This window comes from Pantoea pleuroti (assembly GCF_014156615.1).
Taxonomy (GTDB): domain Bacteria; phylum Pseudomonadota; class Gammaproteobacteria; order Enterobacterales; family Enterobacteriaceae; genus Pantoea; species Pantoea agglomerans.
Genome location: NZ_SBFD01000001.1, coordinates 242,215 through 266,675, shown reverse-complemented (window position 1 = coordinate 266,675; position 24,461 = coordinate 242,215). Strand labels below are relative to the sequence as shown.

Sequence of the window (24,461 nt, the reverse complement as noted above, 5' to 3'; positions counted from 1 at the left end):
CGCAGGCCGACAGGACAGACTATGGATTTAAATAATCGCCTTACCGAAGATGAAACGCTTGAACAAGCCTACGATATTTTTCTCGAACTGGCAGTCGACAATCTTGATCCGGCAGACGTCATTCTCTTCAATCTGCAGTTCGAAGAGCGCGGTGGCGCAGAGCTGTTTGATCCGTCTGAAGACTGGAAAGATCATGTCGATTTCGACCTGAACCCGGACTTCTTCGCCGAGGTGGTGATTGGGCTGGGTGAAGCGGACGGTGAACCGATCACCGACGTCTTTGCTCGCGTGCTGCTGTGCCGCGAGAAAGACCACAAACTCTGTCATATCCTGTGGCGTGAGTAAGCGTCAGATTTGATAAGAAAACGCCGGGCGATTGCCCGGCGTTTTGCATTATAGCGGATCGACTTTCAGACAGGAGACCGCGTGGTTGAAACTGCCTTCCAGCAGCGGTCGGGTTTTCGCACACTCCGGACCGGCAATCGGACAACGGGTGCGGAACACGCAGCCTGATGGCGGATTGATCGGCGACGGCAGCTCCCCCTCCAGCAGCTGAATCTGCTTGTTCTTCTCCTTGTCCGGATCGGGAATCGGCACCGCGGACATCAGCGCACGGGTGTAAGGATGCTGAGGATTGCTGTAGACCTCTTTGTAGGTACCCAGCTCCACCGCATGCCCCAGATACATTACCAGCACCCGGTCAGAGATATGTTTCACCACCGCCAGATCGTGCGCAATGAAGATCAGCGATAAGCCCATTTCGCGCTGCAGCTGCTGCAGCAGGTTAACCACCTGGGCCTGAATCGAGACGTCCAGTGCAGAGACCGGCTCATCACAGATAATCAGCTTAGGCTCAAGAATCAGCGCGCGGGCGATACCGATACGCTGACACTGACCGCCCGAGAACTCATGCGGATAGCGGTTAATCAGGTTAGGCAGAAGACCCACTTTCATCATCATATTTTTGACGCGGTCTTTCACTTCCTGACGCGCCATTTTTGGATGATAGGTTCGCAGTGGCTCTGCGATAATATCGCCGATGGTCATACGCGGGTTCAGTGATGCCAGCGGATCCTGGAATATCATCTGGATATCGCTTCGCGCCTTGCGCCACTCCTCTTCACTTTGCCCCAGCAGATCACGGCCTAACCAGGCGACCCGACCTTCGGTCGCCTTGACCAGCCCGATAATGGCGCGCGCCAGGGTCGATTTACCACAGCCAGACTCGCCTACCACGCCCAGGGTTTCCCCCTCATACAGACGCAGGCTGACACCATCGACTGCTTTCAGGGTTTTTGATGGCTGCCAGAACCACTGCCTGCCATCTTTGATGTCGAAATGCACCTTGAGGTCGGCGATTTCCAGTAACACTCTTTTTTCAGCTACGGTGCTCATACTAACTCCTCCACCGGCTTAAAGCAGGCGCGCAGACGGCCTTCGCCAAAGGGTTCCAGCGGTGGTGCCTGGGTGCAGATATCCATAGCGTGCGGACAACGCGGCTGGAACGGGCAGCCCTGCGGCAGACGCAGCAGGTTGGGTGGATTACCCGGAATCGTCGTCAGACTTTCCCCTTCCGCATCCAGACGCGGCACCGCATTAAGCAGACCAATCGAGTAAGGATGTGACGGCTGATAAAAGACATCGCGGGCACGGCCATACTCCATGGTGCGTCCGGCATACATCACCAGCACTTTGTCGCAGATCCCTGCCACCACACCCAGATCGTGGGTGATCATGATAATGGCAGTATTGAACTCGCGCTTCAGGTCGTTGAGCAGCGTCATAATCTGCGCCTGGACGGTAACATCCAGCGCGGTGGTCGGCTCGTCGGCAATCAGCAGTTTTGGACGGCACAGCAGCGCCATGGCGATCATGACGCGCTGACGCATACCGCCGGAGAACTCATGCGGATACATCTTCATCCGCTTGCGCGCTTCCGGCATTTTCACCGCATCCAGCATTCTCACCGACTCTTCAAACGCCTGCGCGTTGTTCATCCCTTTATGCAGCTTAAGCACTTCCATCAGCTGCTCGCCCACCCGCATATAGGGGTTCAGCGAGGTCATCGGGTCCTGGAAGATCATCGCAATCTGTTCGGCGCGCAGTTTATTGAGCTTGTTCTCGGGCAGATTCAGGATCTCTTTGCCATTAAACATTGCCGAACCGCCAATGCGGCCATTTTTCGCCAGCAGCCCCATCAGGGCAAAGGCGGTTTGCGACTTGCCGGAACCGGACTCACCGACAATGCCCAGCGTCTCACCGGCGCGCAGCGAGAAGTTCAGGTCGTTAACGGCGGTAACATCACCATCGTGCGTGCCAAAGGTGACGCGTAAATCTTTGACCGTAAGTAGCTGTTCGCTTCCCGCGCGGGCCGCCATTGCTGGCTGGAATTCATGAATAGTCATCGGGAAACTCCTTAACGATCTTTCGGGTCGAGGGCATCACGCAGGCCATCGCCGATAAAGTTGAAACAGAACAGCGTGACGACCAGGAAGCCTGCCGGATAGAGCAGCAGCCACGGCGACACTTCCATCGAGTTTGCCCCGTCGCTGAGGAGTGCGCCCCAGCTGCTCAGCGGCTCCTGCGTACCCAGTCCCAGGAAGCTCAGGAAGGATTCAAACAGGATCATGCTCGGCACCAGCAGCGATGCGTAAACCACCACCACGCCCAGCACGTTCGGCACGATGTGGCGCACCACGATTTTCCAGGTCGATACCCCGCCCACATGGGCCGCTTCGATAAACTCTTTGCGCTTCAGGCTCAGCGTCTGGCCACGCACAATACGCGCCATATCGAGCCACGAAACCATGCCGATAGCAGCAAAAATCAGCAGGATATTGCGACCAAAAAAGGTCACCAGCAGGATCACGAAGAACATAAACGGGAAGGAGTTAAGGATTTCCAGAATACGCATCATCACCGAGTCTGTTTTGCCGCCGAGATAGCCAGCAATCGAGCCATAGAGCGTCCCGACTATCACCGCGATGAGCGCAGAAGCCACGCCCACCATCAGCGAGATGCGGCCACCGATAGCCACACGTACCAGCAGGTCACGACCCGAAGAATCGGTGCCGAACCAGTGACCAGAAGTGGTATCGGGCGGCGAGGACATCATGGCCCAGTCAGTATCGTCGTAGGTAAACTGCGCCAGCATCGGCGCAAAGATCACGAACAGGGTGATCAGGAACAGCACCAGCAGGCTGATGGAGGCAGCGCGGTTATGAATAAAACGACGACGCGCGTCCTGCCAGAGACTACGCCCTTCTACTTCCAGCTTCTCACTGAACGCATCAAGAGCTTCGCTGTTTTTCTTACTTAACATCATGGCGAACTCCGCAATCAGTAACGAATTTTGGGATCGATAACGGCATAGAGCACGTCAACAATCGCGTTGAATACGATGGTCAGCAAACCAACCAGAATGGTCAGGCTCATTACCAGCGAGTAGTCACGGTTCAGCGCGCCGTTCACAAACAGCTGACCGATGCCCGGCAGACCGTAGATCGACTCAATCACCATCGACCCGGTGATGATGCCGACAAACGCCGGTCCCATGTAGGAGATCACCGGCAGCAACGCGGGCTTCAGCGCATGACGCATTACAATGCGGCGCAGCGGTAACCCTTTGGCGCGCGCGGTGCGGATAAAGTTGGAGTGCATCACTTCAATCATCGACCCACGGGTGATACGCGCGATACTGGCGATGTAAGCCAGCGAGAGCGCCACCATCGGCAGCAGCATGTAGTTCCACTGCCCGCCATTCCAGCCGCCGCCCGGCAGCCACTTCAGGGTAATGGCGAACAGCAGAACCAGCAACGGCGCGACCACGAAACTGGGTATCACCACGCCGGTCATTGCCACCCCCATCACCGCAAAATCCCACAAGCTGTTCTGTTTGAGCGCAGCGATAACCCCGGCCGTGACGCCCAGCACCACCGCCAGCAGAAACGCGGCCAGGCCAAGTTTGGCCGAGACCGGGAACGCATGCGCGACCAGGTAGTTGACCGAATAATCTTTGTATTTAAAGGATGGGCCGAAGTCGCCGTGCGCCAGCTGCACCAGGTAATCGACATACTGCTTACCGATAGGATCGTTGAGGTGATATTTCGCCTCAATGTTGGCCATCACTTCCGGTGCCAGGGTGCGCTCGCCAGTAAACGGGCTGCCGGGTGCCAGTCGCATCATAAAGAAGGAGATGGTAATCAGGACGAACAGCGTCGGGAGCGCTTCAAGCAAGCGACGCAGGATGAATTTTAACATTGCCGTACCTACCAGGCTGTTGCTTCACAACATATAAAAAAAATTAAAAGGCGGCGCCAGACGCGCCGCCACTGCTGATAGCCTGAATGCTATTAGTGTTTGATGATGTAGAAGTTTTTATCCAGGGTTTTATCCAGTGGATCTTTACCGGTATAACCGCCGACATAAGGTTTCACCAGACGGGTATTCACGTAGTAGTAAACCGGGACGATGGTGCTGTCTTTATCCATGATCTGCTCGGCCTGCTGATAGTCAGCTGCACGGGCTTTAGCATCCGGGGCCTTAATCGCGTCGCGAATCACTTTGTCAAACGCATCGCTCTTATAGTGCGAGGTGTTACTGCTGCTGTTGGACAACATGGTGTTCAGGAAGGAAGTCGGTTCATTGTAGTCCGCACACCATGCCGCACGGGAAACATCGTAGTTACCCTGATGACGGGTATCCAGGAAGGTTTTCCACTCCTGGTTTTCCAGCTTGATGTTCACGCCGATATTTTTCTTCCAGATCGAGGAGGCAGCAATCGCCAGCTTTTTGTGCAGATCGGAGGTGTTATAGAGCAGGTTAAAGGTTAGCGGTTTGTCGGCAGTGTAGCCCGCTTCGGCCAGCAGCTTTTTCGCCTCGGCATTACGCTTGTCCTGTGACCATTTGAACCAGTCTGGCGGCAGAATGTCCATGCCGTCGGTCGCTGGTGGCGTGTAGCTATAGGCAGGTTTCTGGCCCTGCGCCAGCACTTTATTCACCATGATGTCACGATCCAGACCCAGCTTCAGGGCAGCGCGCACGCGCGGATCGGTGAATGGCGCTTTCTGGTTGTTGATTTCGTAGTAATAGGTGCAGAGATATGGATCGACGTGCAGCTCTTTACCGTTGTCACGCTGCAGCTTTTTAAACAGCTCAATTGGCAGGTTGTTATAGGTCATGTCGCTGCCGTTCTCGGAGAAGTAACGGTTAACGTCGCTGACTTCAGAACTGATAGGCAGGAAGGTGACCTTGTTCAGCACGGTGTGTTCGTTGTCCCAGTAGTTTGGGTTACGCACCAGGGTGATACGCTCGTTAATCACGTGCGCGTCCAGCTTAAAGGCTCCGTTGCCGACCCAGTTCTGTGGCTGAGTCCACTGATCGCCAAACTTCTCAATCGCCGGTTTGTAGACCGGTGACATGACGGAGTTGATCAGCAGCTTATCAAAATAGGGAACCGGCTCACTCAGGGTGACTTCCAGCGTGTGATCATCAATGGCTTTGACGCCCAGATCGGTAATGGGCTTTTTACCGGCGATGATGTCATCGACGTTCAGGATATGACCATACTGCGGATAGCTGGCATACGGTGAGGCGGTTTTAGGATCGACCAGACGCTCCCAGCTGTAGACGAAGTCCTGCGCGGTGACCGGCTCGCCATTGGACCATTTGGCATTTTTACGTAAGTGGAAAGTCCACACTTTAAAATCTTTATTTTCATAGCTTTCCGCTACGGCCGGGATCGGTTTACCGTTGCTGTCATTGACCAGCAGACCTTCGTAAAGATCGCGCGCCACGTTATCTTCCGGCACGCCTTCGATTTTGTGCGGATCCAGCGACTGGACTTCATCGCCATTGCCGCGAACCAGCTCCTGTTTTGCGGCCAGTTCAACGCCCGCAGGCACCGTTGCCGCGAAAGCCGCATTCCCTGCCAGCGCACTCACTGCGGCGAAAACGCCCGCTGCAATCAGGCTTTTTTTCGTGATGTTGTTCATTATTACACTCCAGTTTTATTATCGTCACCGTGGCGATGCTCTGCCCCGGCGTCCCCCGTCTGCGGGCTCCCTGGCCTGTTACCAGGGAGATTGACCCCAAAAAAAGGTCTGTTTGCTGATGCGCTTTCCGACTGTCTCGCCGAACGGGCGATCAGATCAGTGTTTTTTGATGAAATAGTACTTCAGGTCTGTCATGTCCTGCGGGTCTTTGCCCGTGAAGCCGCCAACCCAGGGCTTCACCAGGCGCACACTTACGCGGTAGTAAACTGGCACAATTGGTGAGTCTTTGTCGAGTTGTGTTTCAGCCTGCTGATACAGGCCGGCGCGCTGCGCCTCGCTGCCTGCCGTCAGCGTCTCCGCCATCAGACGATCAAAGGTCGCGCTGCTGTAAAACGCAGTGTTGATCGAGGCGTTGCTGATCAGCATGTTCAGGAAGGTTGAGGGTTCGTTGTAGTCGGCACACCAGGTGGCGCGCACCACGTCATACTGCGCCTGATGCCGGGTCTCCAGCATGGTTTTCCACTCCTGATTCTGCAGCGTCACCTTAGCACCCAGATTTTTCTGCCACATCGACGCGGCCGCAATCGCCTGCCGTTTGTTCTGATCGGAAGTGTTATAGAGCAGCGTAAAGGTCAGCGGATGGGCAGCATCAAAGCCGGCCTCTGCCAGCAGTTTCTTCGCGGCTTCATTACGCTGCGCCTGCGTCCAGGTAAACCAGGCAGGTGGAGTGAGTTTGATACCGGCGGTAAAAGGCGGCGTCAGGCTGTAAGCCGGAATCTGCCCCTGGGCCATGATCTTATTGGCTATCACCTCGCGATCGAGGGTCATTTTCAGCGCGGCACGCACCCGTGCATCGGTAAACGGCGGCTTTTTGTTATTAATCTCGTAGTAGAAGGTGCAGAGCAGCGGGCTGACCTTCACTTCATCGCCCAGCTCTTTGCGCAGCTTGCCAAACATCTCTGGTGGCACCGCACTGTTGGTAATATCCGTGCCGCCGCTGCGGTAGCGATTGATATCGCTGTTTTCAGAAGCGATCGGCAGGAATGTGCCCTGCTCAATCACCGTGTGCGCATTATCCCAGTAGCGAGGATTGCGCTTCACGACAATTTTTTCATTCACTACCCAGTCGCTCAGCGTGTAGGCACCGTTACCGATGTAATGACCCGGGCGGGTCCAGGCTTCGCCCCACTGCTTAATGGCAGGCGCATAAACCGGCTTCATCGCCGTATGCGCTAACATCGCCACCAGGTAAGGAACAGGCTCACTCAGGGTAATCTGCAGCCGATGGGCATCCAGCGCCTTCACGCCCAGCTGATCGGGTGACGCTTTACCGGCAAGGATGGCATCAATGTTGGCAAAATGGGCGGCCTGCAGATAGCTGGAGTAAGGCGACGCGGTTTTCGGGTCCACCAGACGGCGCCAGCTGTAGACGAAATCAGCGGCGGTAACCGGCTCACCGTTGCTCCACTTCGCATCCTCCCGCAGATTAAAAATCCAGACGGTAGGTTGCGGGTTTTCCCAGCTTTTAGCGACGCCAGGGACGACCTGCCCGCTGTTATCGGTATTGACCAGGCCGTCCAGCAGGTTGTGAATAATATTGGATTCCGGCACGCCTTCGGTTTTATGCGGATCCAGCGAGGAGACTTCACTGCCGTTATTGATCACAATCTGTTGCTGCGCGGCCAGAGTTGTACCCGGCGGCACCGTGGCGGCATAGGCCGGCGAAAAAGCCATTAACAAAACGACTGCGAGTTTTGACCGCTGCTGCTGCAAGTTCTTCATCCCAATCATGCGAAACGCCAACCTTAAATTAAGTATCCCGACAGGCTTAAGCAAAAAGCGTTCTCACTTTGGGCTTTCGGAGAAAAAATTTTACGTTGGGCCAAAAATTATCAGAAGCCGCGAAGGCGCGCCAAAGCAAAATAGCTGAAATGTTAACTAATTCTCTTTTATCATGAGAAGTCAGGCAGCGGAAGTGTTAATTTTCGTCCTGAAAATATCATATCGATATGAAAAATAGACTATTTAGCTGGAAACCCCTCTTAAGAGCAGAAAGCAGCGGCAAACAGCCTCTTTTTTGGCACTTATATTGGGGAATCTGGCTTCAGCGTGATGAAATTTAAGATAGCGTGATTATTCTGACAGTTTGTGAGGCTTACAAGAAAATAGAGAGCAGAATATCGTGTGAAAATAGTGACATTATTTCGCAGAAAAAAGTCTGTGAGCCAGCGCGCAGTAATGAAATTTATAATTGCCTGATTCTGTTAAGCACAACGAATAATTGCATCGTAATGGTGCATAAAATGCCCCTTCTGCACCATTACGGATCATTATTTCACTTCACTCTCTGAAATAAGTGAGCGTTTAATTGAGTAAGCCGGGAAAAATGGACTTCATGCCGGTGACAACAAATTCGATCCCCAGAGCCATCAGTAACAGACCCATAATACGCGTAATGACATTGATACCGGTCTGGCCAAGAATACGCACCATTAACGGCGCGGCCCGAAAGAGTAACCAGCAGCAGAATGCAAAGATGGCTATCGCCAGAGTGAACCCCAGCAGATTTATCCAGCTGTGGTAGCGGGTGCTCCATACGATGGTCGAACTGATAGCACCCGGTCCCGCCATCAGAGGCAACGCAAGCGGCACAACCCCCACACTTTCACGAATCGCCGTTTCTGACTTCTCCTGCTTATTCTGCTTATCTTCGCCCAGCTTGCCGCTGATCATCGACATCGCAATGGTGACGACCAGGATCCCACCCGCGATGCGGAAGGAGTCAATCGAGATGCCAAACACATGCAGAATCGCATCACCAAGGAACAGTGACGTCCAGAGAATAATAGCAACCGCCAGATTGGCAGTGAGGTTGGTTTTGTTACGCTCAGCCACCCCCTGATAACGGGTCATGCTGATGAAGACCGGAATAATTCCCACCGGATTGACCAGCGCAAAGAGCCCGACAAAAAATTTTATATAGCCTGATAAATCTAACAGCGCAGGGTTCACGACTTTACTCCGTACCACAGGGGGGGAAAACGCGCCTAATGTATGTGAAAACAGGCACGGACGCCAGATGCTGACTCAGCTATTTATACTGTTGAATGACGGAGCATCCAGCGCTTTACCCCAGAGATTAAAAAGTGACTGGATTTAGCCGCTACCAGGCTGATGACGTGAAGAGGTAACCAATTTGATACACAAAGGGCGTAAAGGGGAGCTGAAAGGTGTCAGCTTGCGGTTAAATTGATCTGCATCAAAATTGCCCTACCCCAAACCAGGTAATCTTTTCGCAACGGAAGTATTAGCGGCAGCGAAGGAAATCTCACTGACTGCAACAGAAGACTAGTTCAGTAAACAGTTGAAAATCCGGGCGTTCTGACCCAGTCCAGCGCCTTATGGCAACGTGACTATACTCAGGGCGCAGGATTGTTTACTAAAAAAGTTTAACTTCCTTCAGGAGAACACCATGGCCGTAACCAATGTCGCCGAACTTAATGCACTGGTTGAACGTGTAAAAAAAGCCCAGCGTGAATATGCCAACTTTTCTCAACAACAGGTCGACGCCATCTTCCGTGCCGCCGCCCTCGCCGCCGCAGACGCCCGAATCCCGCTTGCCAAGATGGCCGTTGCCGAATCCGGTATGGGCATCGTCGAAGACAAAGTGATCAAAAACCATTTTGCTTCAGAATATATCTACAACGCTTATAAAGATGAAAAAACCTGTGGTGTGTTAGCCACGGATGATACTTTCGGCACCATTACTATCGCCGAACCTATTGGCCTGATTTGCGGTATCGTCCCGACGACCAACCCCACTTCAACCGCCATCTTCAAAGCATTAATCAGCCTTAAAACCCGTAACGGCATCATTTTCTCTCCCCATCCACGCGCCAAAGATGCAACAAACAAAGCTGCAGACATCGTATTGCAGGCGGCGGTGGCTGCCGGTGCGCCAAAAGATATTATCGGCTGGATCGACGCACCTTCCGTTGAGCTGTCAAATCAACTGATGCATCACCCTGACATCAACCTGATTCTCGCCACTGGCGGTCCGGGCATGGTGAAAGCGGCTTACAGCTCCGGTAAACCTGCGATTGGTGTCGGTGCGGGTAATACGCCGGTCGTGATTGACGAAACCGCCGATCTGAAACGTGCGGTTGCGTCGATTCTGATGTCGAAAACCTTTGATAACGGGGTTATCTGCGCCTCTGAACAATCGGTGATTGTGGTCGATTCAGTCTATGACGCGGTGCGTGAACGTTTCGCCAGCCACGGCGGTTATATGCTGCAGGGCGCCGAACTGAGTGCGGTGCAGAATATCATTCTGAAAAACGGCGGCCTGAATGCGGCCATCGTAGGCCAGCCAGCGTTCAAGATTGCGGAGATGGCCGGTATCAGCGTGCCACCGAGCACTAAGATTCTGATTGGCGAAGTTAAGCTGGTTGATGAGTCTGAGCCGTTCGCCCATGAAAAACTCTCACCAACCCTTGCGATGTATCGGGCGAAAGATTTCCAGGATGCGGTCGCGAAAGCAGAAAAACTGGTCGCCATGGGCGGTATCGGCCACACCTCCTGTCTCTATACCGATCAGGACAACCAGACCGAACGCGTTCACTACTTCGGCGACAAAATGAAAACCGCGCGTATTCTGATCAACACCCCCGCCTCGCAGGGCGGTATCGGCGACCTCTACAACTTTAAACTGGCGCCGTCTCTGACGCTGGGTTGTGGTTCGTGGGGCGGAAACTCTATTTCAGAGAACGTCGGTCCAAAACATCTGATCAATACCAAAACTGTCGCCAAGCGAGCTGAGAATATGTTGTGGCATAAACTTCCTAAATCCATCTACTTCCGTCGGGGTTCACTGCCAATTGCGCTGGAAGAAGTGGCAACGGATGGCGCGAAACGTGCCTTTATCGTCACTGACCGCTTCCTGTTCAATAACGGCTATGCCGACCAGGTGACCCGCGTGCTGAAATCACACGGCATTGAAACGGAAGTGTTCTTCGAAGTTGAAGCTGACCCGACACTGAGCATCGTGCGTAAAGGTGCTGAGCAGATGAACAGCTTCAAACCGGATGTCATCATCGCGCTGGGCGGTGGCTCACCGATGGATGCCGCGAAAATCATGTGGGTGATGTACGAACATCCGGAAACACACTTCGAAGAGCTGGCGTTACGTTTCATGGATATCCGTAAACGTATCTACAAGTTCCCGAAAATGGGTGTCAAAGCGCGCATGGTTGCCATTACCACCACGTCCGGTACCGGTTCTGAAGTCACGCCGTTTGCTGTAGTGACCGATGATGCGACGGGTCAGAAATATCCGCTCGCTGACTACGCACTGACGCCTGATATGGCGATTGTCGATGCCAACCTGGTGATGGATATGCCGCGTTCACTCTGCGCCTTCGGCGGTCTGGATGCCGTGACGCATGCGCTGGAAGCTTATGTATCAGTGCTGGCGAATGAATACTCTGACGGACAGGCGCTGCAGGCACTGAAACTGCTGAAAGAGAATCTGCCAGCCAGCTATGCCGAAGGGGCCAAAAATCCGGTGGCGCGTGAGCGCGTACACAATGCCGCCACTATCGCCGGTATTGCGTTTGCCAACGCCTTCCTCGGGGTTTGTCACTCAATGGCGCATAAGCTGGGTTCAGAGTTCCATATCCCACACGGCCTGGCCAACGCCCTATTAATCTCTAACGTTATTCGCTACAACGCGAATGACAACCCGACTAAACAGACCGCTTTCAGCCAGTACGATCGCCCTCAGGCGCGCCGTCGCTACGCCGAGATTGCTGACCATCTGGGTCTGAGCGCACCGGGCGACCGCACCGCGCAGAAAATTGAGAAGCTGCTAGCCTGGCTGGATGAGATTAAAACTGAACTTGGTATTCCGACCTCTATCCGTGAGGCGGGTGTGCAGGAAGCGGACTTCCTGGCGAAAGTCGATAAACTGGCCGATGATGCGTTTGATGACCAGTGTACCGGTGCTAACCCTCGTTATCCGCTGATTGCTGAACTGAAACAGATTATGCTCGATACCTACTACGGTCGTGAATTTGTCGAACCGTTCTCAAGCGTAGCCGAAGCCATTGCCGAGCAGCCGGTAAAAGGTATTAAGCTTGAGAAGAAAGCCAAAAAAGTCTGATAGTGCCGTTCTGACTGTCTGATAAAAAAACCCGCTTCGGCGGGTTTTTTATTGCCTGAACAATAGGGTTAATTCAGCGGAGTCTGAGCGCCGTGGATCGCCTGCAACGATCCCTGCTCTATCGCCTGTTTATAATGCTTACGGCAGACTGAGATATAGCGTTCGTTACCGCCAATCACCACCTGCTCACCCTCACTGAAAGGTTTGCCTTCGCTATCCAGTCGCAGAACCATACTGGCCTTGCGCCCACAGTGACAAATAGTTTTGAGTTCAACCAGCTTATCTGCCCACGCCAGCAGATACTGACTGCCAACAAACAGTTCACCGCGAAAATCCGTTCGCAGGCCATAACAGAGCACCGGGATATCAAGGTCGTCTACGACATCTGACAGCGCTTTAACCTGCTCGCGGGTCAGGAACTGACTCTCATCAACCAGAACGCAGTGGACAGGCTGAACGGCATGTTCAGCAGCGATGTCCCTGTAGAGGGATGTCTCTGCGTTGTATAGCAAGGCCGGTGACGACAGTCCGATACGGGAGCTCACCTGCCCGGCACCAAAGCGGTTATCGATTTCAGCGGTGTAAACCAGTGAACGCATGCCGCGCTCATGATAGTTATATGAGGATTGTAGCAGTGCGGTCGATTTCCCTGCATTCATGGCAGAGTAATAGAAATAGAGTTGAGCCATCGGGGCGTATCTTCATCAGGACTGAATGGAATGGCGCGCATATTACCACAAAGCGGCGGCAATACGTTGCGGTTGATGAGTGAATAAAGTGTAACGGCTGGCCGTTTATTCCTCTGCATGCCGTTTCCAGCGCCTGTTATGTGCACTGCCGAACGGGATAAGTTTTGCTTATTTTAACCGCAACAAAAGCAATGACATTTTTGTAGCTGACCTGAATACATTAAATTTATTTGATATCGGACTAAAGGAAAATATTTTTATTCTGCATAACTGTGAAATCTTTTGGTAAAACTTGTTTTTAGTCACCTGTGTAATTAGTGATATACATATTTTTATGATTGCAGTTATTTTATGTCGCCACTACTATTAGCGGGCAACACAACTTTTCCCTTATTCAGAGACCAGGACAATGAGCGAAGCACTAAAAGTTCTTAATAATATCCGTACGCTGCGCGCCCAGGCCAGAGAGTATTCCGTTGAAATACTGGAAGAGATGCTGGAAAAGCTGGACGTAGTAGTAAAAGAGCGCCGCGAAGAAGAGTCACATTTTCAGGCAGAAAATGAAGAACGCACGCGTAAGCTTAACCAGTATCGTGAAATGCTACTGGCTGATGGTATTGACCCGAATGAACTGATTAACGCGCTGACCGACACACGGACTGCGGCAAAAGGTAAACGCTCAGTACGTCCGGCAAAATATGGTTACACCGATGAAAAAGGCGAGTCCAGAACGTGGACCGGTCAGGGCCGCACACCGGCCGTGATTAAAAAAGCGCTGGAAGAACAGGGTAAAAAGCTGGACGATTTCTTACTATAAAGACCCGCAGAGTGACTGCCTTTCTGGCAGCCTGATGCGCAATAAAAAAGGAAGCCGGAGCTTCCTTTTTTTCTTTTAATCAGTTACTCAGACGCGGTAAAAATCGCGGTACCAGTCCACAAAGTTTTTAACGCCCTCTTCGACCCCGGTCTGCGGTTTGAATCCAATTGCCTTAAACAAGGCTTCGGTGTCCGCACTGGTTTCCAGTACATCTCCAGGCTGCATTGGCATCAGATTCTTCCTGGCAGTAATACCCAGGGCTTTTTCAATCGCTTCGATATAGTTCATCAACGTGACAGGCTGACTGTTTCCAATATTATAAACGCGATAAGGCGCTGAACTGGTTGCCGGCGATCCGGTTTCAACCGTCCAGTTGTCGTCCTGTTGTGGAATAACATCCTGCAGGCGAACGATGGCTTCAGCAATATCGTCAATATAGGTAAAGTCGCGTTTCATCTGGCCCTGGTTATAAACGTCAATCGCTTCACCGGCAATCATTGCACGGGTGAATTTGAATAACGCCATATCCGGACGGCCCCACGGGCCATAGACCGTAAAGAAGCGCAATCCTGTGGTCGGCAGCTGATAGAGATGCGAGTAAGTGTGTGACATTAACTCGTTGGCTTTTTTGGTCGCTGCATATAAAGAAACCGGATGATCAACGCTATCTTCGGTTGAGAACGGCATCTTGCGATTCAGACCATAGACTGAACTGGATGAGGCGTAGAGCAGATGTTCAATTTTATGATGACGGCAACCTTCAAGGATATTGAGGTGACCAGTCAGATTGGAGTCTGCGTAGGCATGAGGATTTTCAATGGAATACCGGACACCAGCCTGAGCGCCAAGATGGATAACGCGCTGGAATTTTTGCTGATCGAACAGTGACGCCATTGCGTCACGGTCCGCCAGATCCATCTCAATAAAAGTAAAGCCAGGATCGGCCTTAATTAAATTGAGACGGGCATGCTTGAGATTTACGTCGTAATAATCATTCAGGTTATCGATACCGACAACCTGGTGACCGGCGGCCAGCAGACGCTGGCTGACATGAAAACCAATAAAACCTGCGGCGCCGGTGACCAGAAAGTTCATAAATCCCTCGTTAATTATGCAGTTTGAATAGACGCTCCGCGGCCGATTGCATAATAAACGAAACCGCGTTTGCTGATACGCTCTGGATCATACAGGTTACGACCATCAAAAATCACGGCTTCTTTCAGTGCATTTTTGATGATGTCGAAGTCAGGCGCACGGAAGTTTTGCCACTCCGTACAGATGACCAGGCCGTCAGCGCCCTGCAGTGCGGCTTCTTTGGTACCCATCAGCTTAAGATCGCTGCGGTGACCGTAGATGCGCTGTGCTTCATCCATCGCTTCCGGGTCAAACGCCTGAACAGATGCGCCGGCTTCCCACAGCGTTTCCATCAGCACACGGCTGGAGGCTTCACGCATGTCGTCAGTGTTCGGCTTAAATGACAGGCCCCAGAGCGCAAACGTTTTACCTTTCAGATCGTCACCAAAATGACGCTTGATAAAGGTTGGCAGTTTGTTTTTCTGGTTGTCATTCACATCTTCCACGGCCTGCAACAGACGTGGCTGATAGCCAATTGACTCAGCGGTACGGATTAACGCCTGCACATCTTTCGGGAAGCAGGAGCCGCCATAACCACAGCCAGGATAGATAAAGTGGTAGCCAATGCGGGGATCGGAACCGATGCCCTGGCGTACTTTTTCAATATCCGCGCCTAAACGTTCAGCCAGGTTAGACATCTCATTCATAAAGCTGATTTTGGTGGCCAGCATGCAGTTTGCTGCATACTTGGTCAGCTCTGCGCTGCGGATATCCATCATGATCATACGATCGTGGTTACGGTTAAACGGCTCATAGAGCTCGCGTAACAGTTCTACCACGTCGTCGTTGTCAGTACCGACAACGATACGTTCTGGACGCATACAGTCATTAACTGCAGCACCTTCTTTGAGGAATTCCGGGTTAGATACCACATCAAAGGTGATGTTGGCGTCACGCGCTTTCAGCGCTTCCGTCATTACCGCACGAACTTTGTCTGCTGTGCCAACCGGAACGGTTGATTTGTCGATAACCACTTTGTGATCGTTCATATGCTGCGCAATGGTGCGCGCTACGGCGGTCACATATTTCAGATCGGCAGAGCCATCTTCATCTGGTGGAGTACCAACTGCAATAAACTGCATAACACCATGGTTTACGCCCATCTCAGCATCAGTGCTGAACTTCAGACGACCCGCTTCGTAATTGGACATTACCAGCGGCGTTAAACCTGGTTCGAAAATAGGAATGATGCCTTTTTTCAGATTTTCGACTTTGTTTTCGTCGACATCAATGCAGAGAACGTCATGTCCGACTTCGGCTAACACCGCAGCCTGAACCAGACCGACATAGCCGATACCAAATACAGTGACTTTCATCGAGTTATCCTGTGTTTATAAATTACTTTTTGTTGCCAACTGCGCCATCGAGCCATTCAGAAAAATCTTTGCCCAATACCGGATGACGAACACCGTACTCAACGAAAGCCTGCATGTAGCCCAGTTTGTTACCACAGTCATGGCTGACGCCTTTCAGGTGATATGCTTCAACTGTCTCTTTTTCCATCAGCATCGCAATGGAGTCAGTCAGCTGAACTTCGCCGCCTGCACCTGGAGGCGTTTTAGCCAGCAGTGGCCAGATCGCTGAAGAGAGAACATAACGACCTACTACGGCCAGGTTTGATGGGGATTCTGACGCTTTAGGCTTCTCAACCACACCGACCATTGGTGCGCTGTCGCCTGGGTTCAGTTCTGCGCCCTGGCAATCGACAACACCGTAGGCAGTCACATCGGCAACCGGCTCAACCATGATCTGGCTGCGGCCAGACTCTTCATAACGGCTCAGCATCTCTGCCAGGTTATCTTTGGTTGGGTTTGATTCATATTCGTCGATGATGACGTCTGGCAGGATAACCGCAAACGGCTCATCGCCGATCAATGGGTGTGCACACATTACAGCGTGACCCAGACCTTTAGCGATACCCTGACGAACCTGCATGATGGTGACGTGTGGCGGGCAGATTGACTGGATTTCATCCAGCAGCTGACGCTTAACGCGTTTTTCCAGCATTGATTCCAGTTCGAAGCTGGTATCAAAGTGGTTTTCGATGGCATTTTTTGATGAATGCGTTACCAGCACAATTTCGTTGATGCCAGCAGCGATACACTCGTTAACGACATACTGGATTAACGGCTTATCAACCAGCGGTAACATTTCTTTAGGAATCGCTTTGGTAGCCGGGAGCATACGCGTACCCAAACCCGCTACCGGGATTACCGCTTTTTTTACTTTGGTATTATTGGCAGACATTAAGATACCTCTCTTATAGGCCGTTCAAGTTAATACTTGATATGTCGGTTTAAAATCGGAAATGAGTATATCAGTTAGTATCGAACGGATTTATCCTGGAAGGCATCAAACCGTCGAAATTAAGACTATTACCCAACAGTAAAGCTAAACTCTGGCCCTGTCCTCAGCGCCAGAATTCCTCTGTTTTTATGGCTTATTCTTCCGTCGATAGCATCAGCCGAATGCGCCCGCCCGCGCCCCAGACGTGGCATTGCCAGTTTTCTGCGCGCTGACTGATCTGATTAAGATGGGTGCTGCCCATAGTGCCAAGTGGGACACCATTGCTGAGCTGAATCTGATGGGCATGAACATGGAGTGTGGCATTCAATCCGGCCGAAACCAGGATTAAGTTCTTTAATCCGCGATGATAGTACCCAACCAGTAACGGGAACTGGCCGCTAAGGTTAGCCTGCCGCAGTAACAGATTGACCTGTCTGAGCAGCCCATTGAGTTCCGGCAGACGCTGTTTTTGCCCGGTCAGTTGCTCCTGCAGCAGGCCATTGAACAGCGCCCGCAGCAGCAATGCTGCCAGCACGCCATTATCACCGGCACGGGTCACGTCCAGACAGTAGAACGCCAGATCTTTGTCGGAGAGCGCCGCGATATCAAGCACCAGCCCAGGCTGCTCGGCCATCGTCAGCTGACGATAGTTAACCCGGCAGTTGGCAATAGTCTGTTGCACCGGTGGCTGGAGTTGCTTGAGCAGCTTGGCAGCTGCTTTAGGATCACGAACCAGCGCATCCCAGTCCTGGAACAGTTGTTCATCCTCTTCCACTTTCGAAGTGAACATAGAGGGATAGAGACATTCATAGACCGCTTCACGGAAGCGCTCAAAGTTTTTCAGTGGCTTAAGCAGCACATCCTGCACCCCGAGACGCAATACATGCGCAATGTCCGACATGTTCTCGGTGGCTGAGATGATTAAAATCGGCACAATGTTGCCGCGGGTACGAATGTGCTCAACGAACTGGATGCCGCTCATGCGGGGCATTTCCAGATCGCAGATAATAAGGTCGACAGTATGCTGTTGTAGTTGTGCAATTGCTTCCAGACCATCTTCCGCTTGTAACGTCACAGCACCCATCGATAACAAAAATTGGTCCAGCAACGAACGGAAAACAGCCTCATCTTCGACAATGAGTATCTTTTTGCCGAGTAGTGGTTTTTCCATTCTTTCCCCCTGCGTACCAGATATTTCAATAGTGGTTCATAAAACGCAGTTGCGCCTTTAAGAATTGGCTGAAGTCACCGCTTTGAATGAACAACCTGATTATCTGCCACGGACCAGTGGTAATAGTTCATCCATTTTCTTCTCTACGGCGGCCTTGCCTGCTTCAATGGCTTCCTCAGCACGGTGAAAATCCAGCGTCGAAATTTGCGGACAGACCGGCTGAATCAAAACATCGGGCGGATCGCCCGCCATGCGATTCCGCTTCAGGCGATTTTCCAGCACCTGGATAGAGGTGGACATAATCTCCATCGCGCCAGGTGACTGAGACGCACGGCGCTGGCTGAAATTCACCAGACGCTGACGCAGCTTCCCACCCCAGCTCAATGCCGCTGCGGCAGCTTCTTCTTCGCTATTCTGCGGTGTCACGGAAAAGAGATCCTGCTGCATTAAATGCGCGTCATGCTGTAAGTCAACGGCGATAACAATGTCTGCCCCCAGGGCGCGGGTAAGTGAAATCGGCACCGGATTGACCACGGCACCATCCACCAGCCAATACCCATTGTAGCCCACCGGCGGTAATAAACCTGGCATACTGCATGAAGCGCGTACTGCCTGATGCAGATCGCCCTCGGTCAGCCAGAGTTCACGACCGGTACTGAGGTTCGTTGCCACTACGCCAAAGGGTTTATGACAGTGCTCTATCGTGTCATTGGGGATCAGCTGACGAACATGGCTAAAGACCCGCTCACCGCGCAGCAGTCCGCCACGCTGCCAGGAGACATCCATCAGGCGAATAACATCCCAGTAGCGAAATGCGCTGACCCATTTTTCCATCAGCGGCAGGCGGTTATTCACATAGGCAGATCCGACTAATGCCCCGACAGAGCAGCCCGCAACGACGTCGATCTCAATACCTGCACGCTCCAGCGCGTTGATCACGCCGATGTGCGCCCATCCTTTGGCCGCTCCAGAACCCAGAGCCAATCCAATTTTTACCTTTCTCATTTCTGTCTGGTCCTGCCGTCAATACGTAGCATCACAACACGGGGTCAGCTAACATAGCGCGCTTGTAAAATCGACCCATCATTCCCGGGAGATAATGTGTCAGAAACCTGCCCATGTTGTAGCGGAGAGCAGTATAGCGTATGTTGCGAGCCCTTTCTTCAGGGTAACCAGATTCCTGTTACCGCTGAACAACTTATGCGATCCCGTTATTGCGCTTATGTTCAGCATAATGCGGACTATCTGGTTGCGACCTGGCATCCTGAGAAGCGTCATCCGGCGCTGTCAGGGCTTTTATCTGAAAGTTTTCCAGGAACCGACTGGCTCAGCCTGAATGTAACCCGTTGTAATCATGGAAGCCATGAGAACGAAGCTTTCGTTACCTTTTTTGCGCGATATCGCGAGAAAACCAACATTCAGGCCATTCATGAATGTTCACGCTTTCTTCGCGAGGATCAACGCTGGTACTATGTTGACGGTACAGCACCGCCCGTGGGGCGTAACGATCGCTGCCCGTGCGGCAGTGAAAAAAAATACAAAAAATGTTGTGGTTAAGCTGACGGCTACCCCAGCGGTTTTACCCCTAATGCTTTGACAGGACTCTGATTGAGATGCAAGCGCAAACCATGCAAAGAAAAGTTTTACGAACCATTTGTCCCGATGCAAAAGGTCTGATCGCCAAAATCACCAATATTTGTTACAAGCACGAACTTAATATCGTGCAGAACAATGAGTTTGTTGATCATCGCACCGGGCGTTTTTTCATGCGTACCGAGCTGGAAGGGATTTTCAACGACAATACCCTGCTCGCCGACCTCGACAGCGCCCTGCCCCAGGGTTCAGTCCGGGAATTGCACAGCGCCGGTCGTCGCCGCGTGGTGATTCTGGTCACTAAAGAGGCGCATTGCCTGGGCGATCTGTTAATGAAGAGCGCGTTTGGCGGCCTGGATATGGAAATTGCGGCGGTAGTGGGTAACCACGACACCCTGCGTTCGCTGGTTGAGCGTTTCGATATTCCCTTTGTGCTGGTGAGCCATGAGGGACTGACGCGTGAAGAGCACGATAACCGCATGGTGGAAGAGATTGACCGCTATCAGCCCGATTACGTGGTGCTGGCGAAATATATGCGCGTCCTGACGCCCGCCTTTGTGCAGCGTTATCCGAACCAGATTATCAATATTCACCACTCCTTCCTGCCCGCCTTTATCGGTGCCCGTCCCTATCATCAGGCTTATGAACGCGGCGTGAAGATCATCGGTGCCACCGCGCACTATGTGAACGACAACCTCGATGAAGGCCCAATCATCATGCAGGATGTGATAAACGTTGATCACAGCTACACCGCCGATGAGATGATGCGCGCCGGTCGCGACGTAGAAAAGAATGTCCTGAGCAACGCACTTTACAAAGTGCTGGGTCAGCGCGTGTTCGTTTACGGCAACCGCACGATTATTCTTTAATCAGCCAGTGCGCTGAATTGTCTGCAGATTCAGCGCTACGCGTAAAAAGTGGGCAAACAGTTGCGGTTTTGCCAGTGGGCGCTTTACACCCTTATCGCATTTGGTATGATGCGCCCCGCTTTAAGAGAGAAAGATTCAGGCCATGGTGGGATTCCCGAGCGGCCAAAGGGAGCAGACTGTAAATCTGCCGTCACAGACTTCGAAGGTTCGAATCCTTCTCCCACCACCATCTGAATCTGAATCATCTTAAGCCACATCACTATCCCAGGTGGGATTCCCGAGCGGCCAAAGGGAGCAGACTGTAAATCTGCCGTCACAGACTTCGAAGGTTCGAATCCTTCTCCCACCACCATCTCGTATGCTGCACAAAATCCCAGACCGATACCTAAGCTTCCTGTTCTGCGGGGAGAGGGATGAGAACCTTCGATTAAGGTTCGGGTCGAGCATCGCAAGACAACGCGCTTCAGCGCGGCCCGCAGGGTGAGGCGCAACGCGCCGAATAATCCTTCTCCCACCACCATCTCGTATGCTGCACAAAATCCCAGACCAATACCCAAGCTTCCTGTTCGCCCCCACGTTCATGCCCGCTTTTGCACAATCTCAGCCTGTTCCGCCATGACTTTTTCAGCAAAAATCGCTACCATCTCCGCCTGACATTTCTGAACAACGGTCGATCTCATGAAATTTGTTTCATTTAACATCAATGGGTTGCGTGCCCGCCCGCATCAGCTTCAGGCACTTGTCGAACAGCATCAGCCCGATGTTATCGGTCTGCAGGAAACCAAGGTCCATGACGACATGTTCCCGCTGGAAGAGGTGTCAAAGCTCGGCTATCACGTCTTCTATCATGGACAGAAAGGTCACTACGGCGTTGCCCTGTTAACCAAAGCTGAGCCAGTGTCAGTGAGCCGGGGTTTCCCGGGTGATGACGAAGAATCCCAGCGCCGCCTGATCATCGCGGAACTTCCCAGCCCGATTGGCGACATCACGGTAATTAACGGCTATTTTCCGCAGGGCGAAAGCCGCGACCATCCCACCAAGTTTCCGGCTAAAGAGAAATTCTATCGCGATCTGCAACGTCTGCTGACCGAGGATCTGCCTGCTGATAAACCAGTTCTGATTATGGGCGACATGAATATCAGCAGCACCGATCGGGATATTGGTATTGGTGAGGAGAGCCGCAAGCGCTGGCTGCGCACCGGCAAATGCTCCTTCCTGCCGGAAGAGCGCGAGTGGATGGACCGCCTGCTGGGCTGGGGACTGGTTGATACCTGGCGTGAGCACAATCCGGAGGTGGCGGATCGCTTTTCCTGGTTCGATTACCGTTCGAAAGGGTTTGATGATAATCGCGGGTTACGCATCGATCTGGTGCTGGCGAGCAAAACCCTGGCGTCGCACTGCGTTGAGACCGGCATTGATTATGAGATCCGGAGTATGGAAAAACCGTCTGACCACGCGCCCATCTGGTCAACCTTCCGCTTTTAACTGACGGTCGCGTGGCAGAGCGCCACGCGACGGCTATTTCACTATTTTCCAGATCAGGTTATTGGTGCCGATGGAGTGTTCATCACGGGTACATTGCAGCAACACCCCCTCTGATTTCACCACCGCCCCTTCCGTGTAATTACGGTTCTCAAAGATACAGCAGCGGAGACAGTCTGGCTGACGTCTCTCTGCCTGTGTCCATGCTTCGGGTGGCATATCCACCACGACATCGGTATTGCCACCGTTGCTGCCCTGCTGTGGCATCGACTGATAACGACTGTTGGCCTGCGCCACGCTGGTCGCCAGCGACAGGGTCACGAGCAGTAATACTGAATAACGCCTCATTCCGTCTCCTTCACTTTACGCCTGGTTTTGCGCACCGGACGTTTCTGTCCGGTGGACGGTAATCCCCGAAATGCATGCGCCGCAGGCTGCTGTCGCGCCTGCTGGATCAGACCGGTTAAGGTCTGCACCAGCGGCTGCATGAACTCATCATAGCGGCAGGCCTTTTCGCTGATACGCGTCAGTGTCGATTCCCACTGCGCCGTCATATCCGGGCGTGCTGCCAGATCGGGCAGAGAGTGAATCAGGGCACGTCCGGCATCCGTAGAATTGATATAGCGGCCCTTCTTCACCAGGAAACCACGACGAAACAGTAATTCGATAATGCCGGCGCGTGTGGCTTCCGTTCCTAAACCATCGGTCGCACGCAGTACTTTCTTTAATTCTTTATCCTGAACGAAACGGGCAATGCCGGTCATCGCAGAAAGAATGGTGGCATCGGTAAACGGGCGAGGCGGCTGGGTTTGCTTCGCCAGCACCTCTCCACGCTCACACAACAGCTCATCCCCTTTCGCCACCACCGGCAACGGCATGCCGTCGTTCTCTTCATCCCGCTCTTTGTTGCCCAGCAGCGCGCGCCAGCCCGCCTCCGCCAGGAAGCGCGCTTTCGCCACGAATTTTCCGCCGGCAATATCAAGATCGATGACACATTTGCGGAATACCGCATCCGGGCAGAACTGCATCAGATACTGGCGCGCTACCAGTTCATAGATATGCTGCTCGTTTTCACTGAGCTTCACCGCGCTGGAACGGGCCGTTGGAATAATCGCATGGTGTGCATCCACTTTTTTATCATCCCAGCAGCGATTTCTGCGATCGGCATCGAAATCTGCCGGTGGGATCAGCTGTGACTGATGCGCCTGTATCGCCTTTAACACCGCATGACGACCGGCAAAATGCTCTTCAGGCAGATAGCGACTGTCCGAACGGGGATAGGTAATCAGTTTATGGGTTTCATAAAGCCGCTGGCAGGTATCCAGCACCGTCTGCGCACTCAGCCCGTAACGTTTAGCGGCCTCAATCTGCAGGCTGGATAAGGAAAAGGGCAGCGGCGCCACCTCATTTTCGCGCTTATCGCTGTAAGCAGTGACGATCGCTGGCTGGCCCGTAATACGCGCCACCACATGCTCGGCCAGCGCGCGTTGGAGCAGGCGGCCCTCTTCATCCTGCCACGGTTCACAGGCTTCACTGGGGATCCAGCTGGCGATAAATCGGGCGCCATCAGGCGTGAGGATGTGCGCCTTCACTTCGAAGTAATCTTTCGCCACGAAGTTTTCGATCTCTTCATCGCGCCGGACCACCAGCCCAAGCACCGGCGTCTGCACCCGGCCCACCGACAGTACGCCATCATAGCCTGCATTGCGTCCCAACAGCGTCCAGGCGCGGGTCATGTTAATGCCATAGAGCCAGTCTGCACGGGCGCGGGCCAGCGCCGAAACGCACAATGGAATAAACTCGCGATTTTCACGCAGACGGTTCACTGCCCGGTCCACCGCCTGAGGATTGAGGTCGTTAATCAGACAGCGCTGCACCTTGCTGCGTTTTTCAGCCGGCAGGTTCAGGTAGTCGAGCACCTCATCCACCAGCAACTGCCCTTCCCGATCCGGGTCACCGGCATGCACCACTTCATTCGCCTGCGCCAGCAAGCCCTCAACCACTTTCAATTGCTTAGCGACCGAGGGACGCGGCTTTAGCTGCCATTTTTCCGGAATGATGGGTAAATCCGCCAGCGACCAGCGCGCATAACGGCTGTCATAACTGTCGGGTTGCGCCTGCTCCAGAAGATGGCCTACGCACCAGGTGACGATCTGATCGTTGCCGCAGGCAATGAATCCATCACCGCGTCGATGCGGTTTCGGCAGCACATCTGCGATAGCACGCCCCAGGCTCGGTTTTTCCGCAATAAACAAACGCATTGAATC

21 protein-coding genes, 2 tRNA genes and 1 other RNA gene are annotated in these 24,461 nt (G+C 52.9%); 9 read left to right on the top strand and 15 right to left on the bottom strand.

The window, feature by feature from the left end:
* Positions 1–21: 21 nt before the first annotated feature.
* Positions 22–345: an HI1450 family dsDNA-mimic protein gene (locus tag EPG66_RS01380; RefSeq protein WP_003853921.1), complete on the top strand. Its 324-nt coding sequence runs from the start codon at positions 22–24 to the stop codon at positions 343–345.
* A gap of 48 nt (positions 346–393) precedes the next feature.
* On the opposite strand, the gene oppF is transcribed toward EPG66_RS01380, so the two are convergent.
* From oppF to EPG66_RS01345, 7 genes are all read right to left on the bottom strand, one after another.
* The gene (gene oppF / locus EPG66_RS01375) at positions 394–1,395 is read right to left on the bottom strand and encodes a murein tripeptide/oligopeptide ABC transporter ATP binding protein OppF (protein ID WP_010244389.1); all 1,002 of its coding nucleotides are present in this window, start codon (positions 1,393–1,395) and stop codon (positions 394–396) included.
* Positions 1,392–2,405 (bottom strand): ABC transporter ATP-binding protein, encoded by a 1,014-nt coding sequence (gene oppD / locus EPG66_RS01370; protein WP_010244386.1) that lies wholly within the window; start codon positions 2,403–2,405, stop codon positions 1,392–1,394. Before oppD ends, oppF begins: the two co-directional genes overlap by 4 nt.
* A gap of 11 nt (positions 2,406–2,416) precedes the next feature.
* Positions 2,417–3,325: an oligopeptide ABC transporter permease OppC gene (oppC, locus tag EPG66_RS01365; protein WP_010244382.1), complete on the bottom strand. Its 909-nt coding sequence runs from the start codon at positions 3,323–3,325 to the stop codon at positions 2,417–2,419.
* Between the two features lie 14 nt (positions 3,326–3,339).
* A complete protein-coding gene (gene oppB, locus EPG66_RS01360) occupies positions 3,340–4,260 on the bottom strand; it encodes an oligopeptide ABC transporter permease OppB (protein WP_010244379.1) in 921 nt (306 codons plus the stop codon).
* 92 nt (positions 4,261–4,352) lie between these two features.
* Entirely contained in the window at positions 4,353–5,993 is a 1,641-nt protein-coding gene (gene oppA / locus EPG66_RS01355; protein WP_031593134.1) for an oligopeptide ABC transporter substrate-binding protein OppA, read from the bottom strand.
* A gap of 156 nt (positions 5,994–6,149) precedes the next feature.
* Positions 6,150–7,775, bottom strand: a complete 1,626-nt coding sequence (locus EPG66_RS01350) for an ABC transporter substrate-binding protein (RefSeq protein WP_115758656.1) — start codon at positions 7,773–7,775, stop codon at positions 6,150–6,152.
* Positions 7,776–8,357: 582 nt separating this feature from the next.
* Positions 8,358–9,005, bottom strand: coding sequence for a YchE family NAAT transporter (locus EPG66_RS01345; RefSeq protein ID WP_010244367.1), 648 nt, complete (start codon positions 9,003–9,005; stop codon positions 8,358–8,360).
* A 460-nt stretch (positions 9,006–9,465) separates the two neighbouring features.
* Here EPG66_RS01345 and adhE point away from each other — a divergent pair, with 460 nt between their 5' ends.
* A complete protein-coding gene (gene adhE, locus EPG66_RS01340) occupies positions 9,466–12,153 on the top strand; it encodes a bifunctional acetaldehyde-CoA/alcohol dehydrogenase (protein WP_039386255.1) in 2,688 nt (895 codons plus the stop codon).
* A gap of 68 nt (positions 12,154–12,221) precedes the next feature.
* Here adhE and tdk read toward each other — a convergent pair whose 3' ends face one another.
* Positions 12,222–12,842, bottom strand: coding sequence for a thymidine kinase (gene tdk / locus EPG66_RS01335; protein WP_031593137.1), 621 nt, complete (start codon positions 12,840–12,842; stop codon positions 12,222–12,224).
* 409 nt (positions 12,843–13,251) lie between these two features.
* On the opposite strand from tdk, the gene hns reads away from it, so the two are divergent.
* Positions 13,252–13,659 carry a histone-like nucleoid-structuring protein H-NS gene (hns, locus tag EPG66_RS01330; RefSeq protein WP_031593138.1) on the top strand — a complete coding sequence of 136 codons (408 nt, stop codon included), beginning with the start codon at positions 13,252–13,254 and terminating at the stop codon, positions 13,657–13,659.
* Positions 13,660–13,746: 87 nt separating this feature from the next.
* Here the strand turns inward: hns and EPG66_RS01325 are convergent, their stop codons facing one another.
* From EPG66_RS01325 to rssA, 5 genes are all read right to left on the bottom strand, one after another.
* Positions 13,747–14,754 (bottom strand): NAD-dependent epimerase, encoded by a 1,008-nt coding sequence (locus EPG66_RS01325; protein ID WP_031593140.1) that lies wholly within the window; start codon positions 14,752–14,754, stop codon positions 13,747–13,749.
* Between the two features lie 14 nt (positions 14,755–14,768).
* On the bottom strand, positions 14,769–16,109 hold the full coding sequence (locus EPG66_RS01320) for a UDP-glucose dehydrogenase family protein (protein WP_031593141.1): 1,341 nt from the start codon (positions 16,107–16,109) through the stop codon (positions 14,769–14,771).
* A gap of 22 nt (positions 16,110–16,131) precedes the next feature.
* Entirely contained in the window at positions 16,132–17,040 is a 909-nt protein-coding gene (gene galU / locus EPG66_RS01315) for a UTP--glucose-1-phosphate uridylyltransferase GalU (RefSeq protein WP_031593142.1), read from the bottom strand.
* A 193-nt stretch (positions 17,041–17,233) separates the two neighbouring features.
* Complete coding sequence (gene rssB / locus EPG66_RS01310) at positions 17,234–18,250, bottom strand: two-component system response regulator RssB (protein ID WP_010244345.1); 1,017 nt, start codon at positions 18,248–18,250, stop codon at positions 17,234–17,236.
* Positions 18,251–18,349: 99 nt separating this feature from the next.
* Positions 18,350–19,255: a patatin-like phospholipase RssA gene (gene rssA, locus EPG66_RS01305; RefSeq protein WP_010244341.1), complete on the bottom strand. Its 906-nt coding sequence runs from the start codon at positions 19,253–19,255 to the stop codon at positions 18,350–18,352.
* A gap of 96 nt (positions 19,256–19,351) precedes the next feature.
* On the opposite strand from rssA, the gene EPG66_RS01300 reads away from it, so the two are divergent.
* From EPG66_RS01300 to xthA, 6 genes are all read left to right on the top strand, one after another.
* Entirely contained in the window at positions 19,352–19,807 is a 456-nt protein-coding gene (locus tag EPG66_RS01300; protein WP_029519106.1) for a YchJ family protein, read from the top strand.
* A gap of 56 nt (positions 19,808–19,863) precedes the next feature.
* Positions 19,864–20,712, top strand: coding sequence for a formyltetrahydrofolate deformylase (gene purU, locus EPG66_RS01295; RefSeq protein ID WP_003852258.1), 849 nt, complete (start codon positions 19,864–19,866; stop codon positions 20,710–20,712).
* A 144-nt stretch (positions 20,713–20,856) separates the two neighbouring features.
* A tRNA-Tyr gene (locus EPG66_RS01290) sits at positions 20,857–20,941 on the top strand.
* Between the two features lie 38 nt (positions 20,942–20,979).
* Positions 20,980–21,064: transfer RNA gene (locus EPG66_RS01285), tRNA-Tyr, on the top strand.
* A 40-nt stretch (positions 21,065–21,104) separates the two neighbouring features.
* Positions 21,105–21,232, top strand: a non-coding RNA gene (locus EPG66_RS01280) — RtT sRNA.
* A 158-nt stretch (positions 21,233–21,390) separates the two neighbouring features.
* Positions 21,391–22,197 carry an exodeoxyribonuclease III gene (gene xthA, locus EPG66_RS01275; protein ID WP_039386242.1) on the top strand — a complete coding sequence of 269 codons (807 nt, stop codon included), beginning with the start codon at positions 21,391–21,393 and terminating at the stop codon, positions 22,195–22,197.
* Positions 22,198–22,230: 33 nt separating this feature from the next.
* Here xthA and EPG66_RS01270 read toward each other — a convergent pair whose 3' ends face one another.
* Together EPG66_RS01270 and EPG66_RS01265 are read right to left on the bottom strand one after the other, a co-directional pair.
* On the bottom strand, positions 22,231–22,542 hold the full coding sequence (locus EPG66_RS01270; RefSeq protein WP_069026352.1) for a DUF1496 domain-containing protein: 312 nt from the start codon (positions 22,540–22,542) through the stop codon (positions 22,231–22,233).
* A complete protein-coding gene (locus EPG66_RS01265) occupies positions 22,539–24,455 on the bottom strand; it encodes a DNA topoisomerase III (protein WP_182685771.1) in 1,917 nt (638 codons plus the stop codon). The genes EPG66_RS01270 and EPG66_RS01265 overlap by 4 nt, the downstream gene beginning before the upstream one ends.
* Between the last annotated feature and the right edge of the window lie 6 nt (positions 24,456–24,461).

Excerpts from the sequence above, each read along its gene's own strand:
- EPG66_RS01325 (WP_031593140.1), bottom strand. The coding sequence starts at position 14,754 with ATGAACTTTCTGGTCACCGGCGCCGCAGGTTTTATTGGTTTTCATGTC.
- EPG66_RS01350 (WP_115758656.1), bottom strand. The coding sequence starts at position 7,775 with ATGAAGAACTTGCAGCAGCAGCGGTCAAAACTCGCAGTCGTTTTGTTA.
- galU (WP_031593142.1), bottom strand. The coding sequence starts at position 17,040 with ATGTCTGCCAATAATACCAAAGTAAAAAAAGCGGTAATCCCGGTAGCG.
- hns (WP_031593138.1), top strand. The coding sequence starts at position 13,252 with ATGAGCGAAGCACTAAAAGTTCTTAATAATATCCGTACGCTGCGCGCC.
- rssA (WP_010244341.1), bottom strand. The coding sequence starts at position 19,255 with ATGAGAAAGGTAAAAATTGGATTGGCTCTGGGTTCTGGAGCGGCCAAA.
- oppF (WP_010244389.1), bottom strand. The coding sequence starts at position 1,395 with ATGAGCACCGTAGCTGAAAAAAGAGTGTTACTGGAAATCGCCGACCTC.
- oppC (WP_010244382.1), bottom strand. The coding sequence starts at position 3,325 with ATGATGTTAAGTAAGAAAAACAGCGAAGCTCTTGATGCGTTCAGTGAG.
- purU (WP_003852258.1), top strand. The coding sequence starts at position 19,864 with ATGCAAGCGCAAACCATGCAAAGAAAAGTTTTACGAACCATTTGTCCC.
- EPG66_RS01265 (WP_182685771.1), bottom strand. The coding sequence starts at position 24,455 with ATGCGTTTGTTTATTGCGGAAAAACCGAGCCTGGGGCGTGCTATCGCA.
- adhE (WP_039386255.1), top strand. The coding sequence starts at position 9,466 with ATGGCCGTAACCAATGTCGCCGAACTTAATGCACTGGTTGAACGTGTA.
- oppB (WP_010244379.1), bottom strand. The coding sequence starts at position 4,260 with ATGTTAAAATTCATCCTGCGTCGCTTGCTTGAAGCGCTCCCGACGCTG.
- xthA (WP_039386242.1), top strand. The coding sequence starts at position 21,391 with ATGAAATTTGTTTCATTTAACATCAATGGGTTGCGTGCCCGCCCGCAT.
- EPG66_RS01270 (WP_069026352.1), bottom strand. The coding sequence starts at position 22,542 with ATGAGGCGTTATTCAGTATTACTGCTCGTGACCCTGTCGCTGGCGACC.
- oppA (WP_031593134.1), bottom strand. The coding sequence starts at position 5,993 with ATGAACAACATCACGAAAAAAAGCCTGATTGCAGCGGGCGTTTTCGCC.
- oppD (WP_010244386.1), bottom strand. The coding sequence starts at position 2,405 with ATGACTATTCATGAATTCCAGCCAGCAATGGCGGCCCGCGCGGGAAGC.
- rssB (WP_010244345.1), bottom strand. The coding sequence starts at position 18,250 with ATGGAAAAACCACTACTCGGCAAAAAGATACTCATTGTCGAAGATGAG.
- EPG66_RS01320 (WP_031593141.1), bottom strand. The coding sequence starts at position 16,109 with ATGAAAGTCACTGTATTTGGTATCGGCTATGTCGGTCTGGTTCAGGCT.
- EPG66_RS01380 (WP_003853921.1), top strand. The coding sequence starts at position 22 with ATGGATTTAAATAATCGCCTTACCGAAGATGAAACGCTTGAACAAGCC.
- tdk (WP_031593137.1), bottom strand. The coding sequence starts at position 12,842 with ATGGCTCAACTCTATTTCTATTACTCTGCCATGAATGCAGGGAAATCG.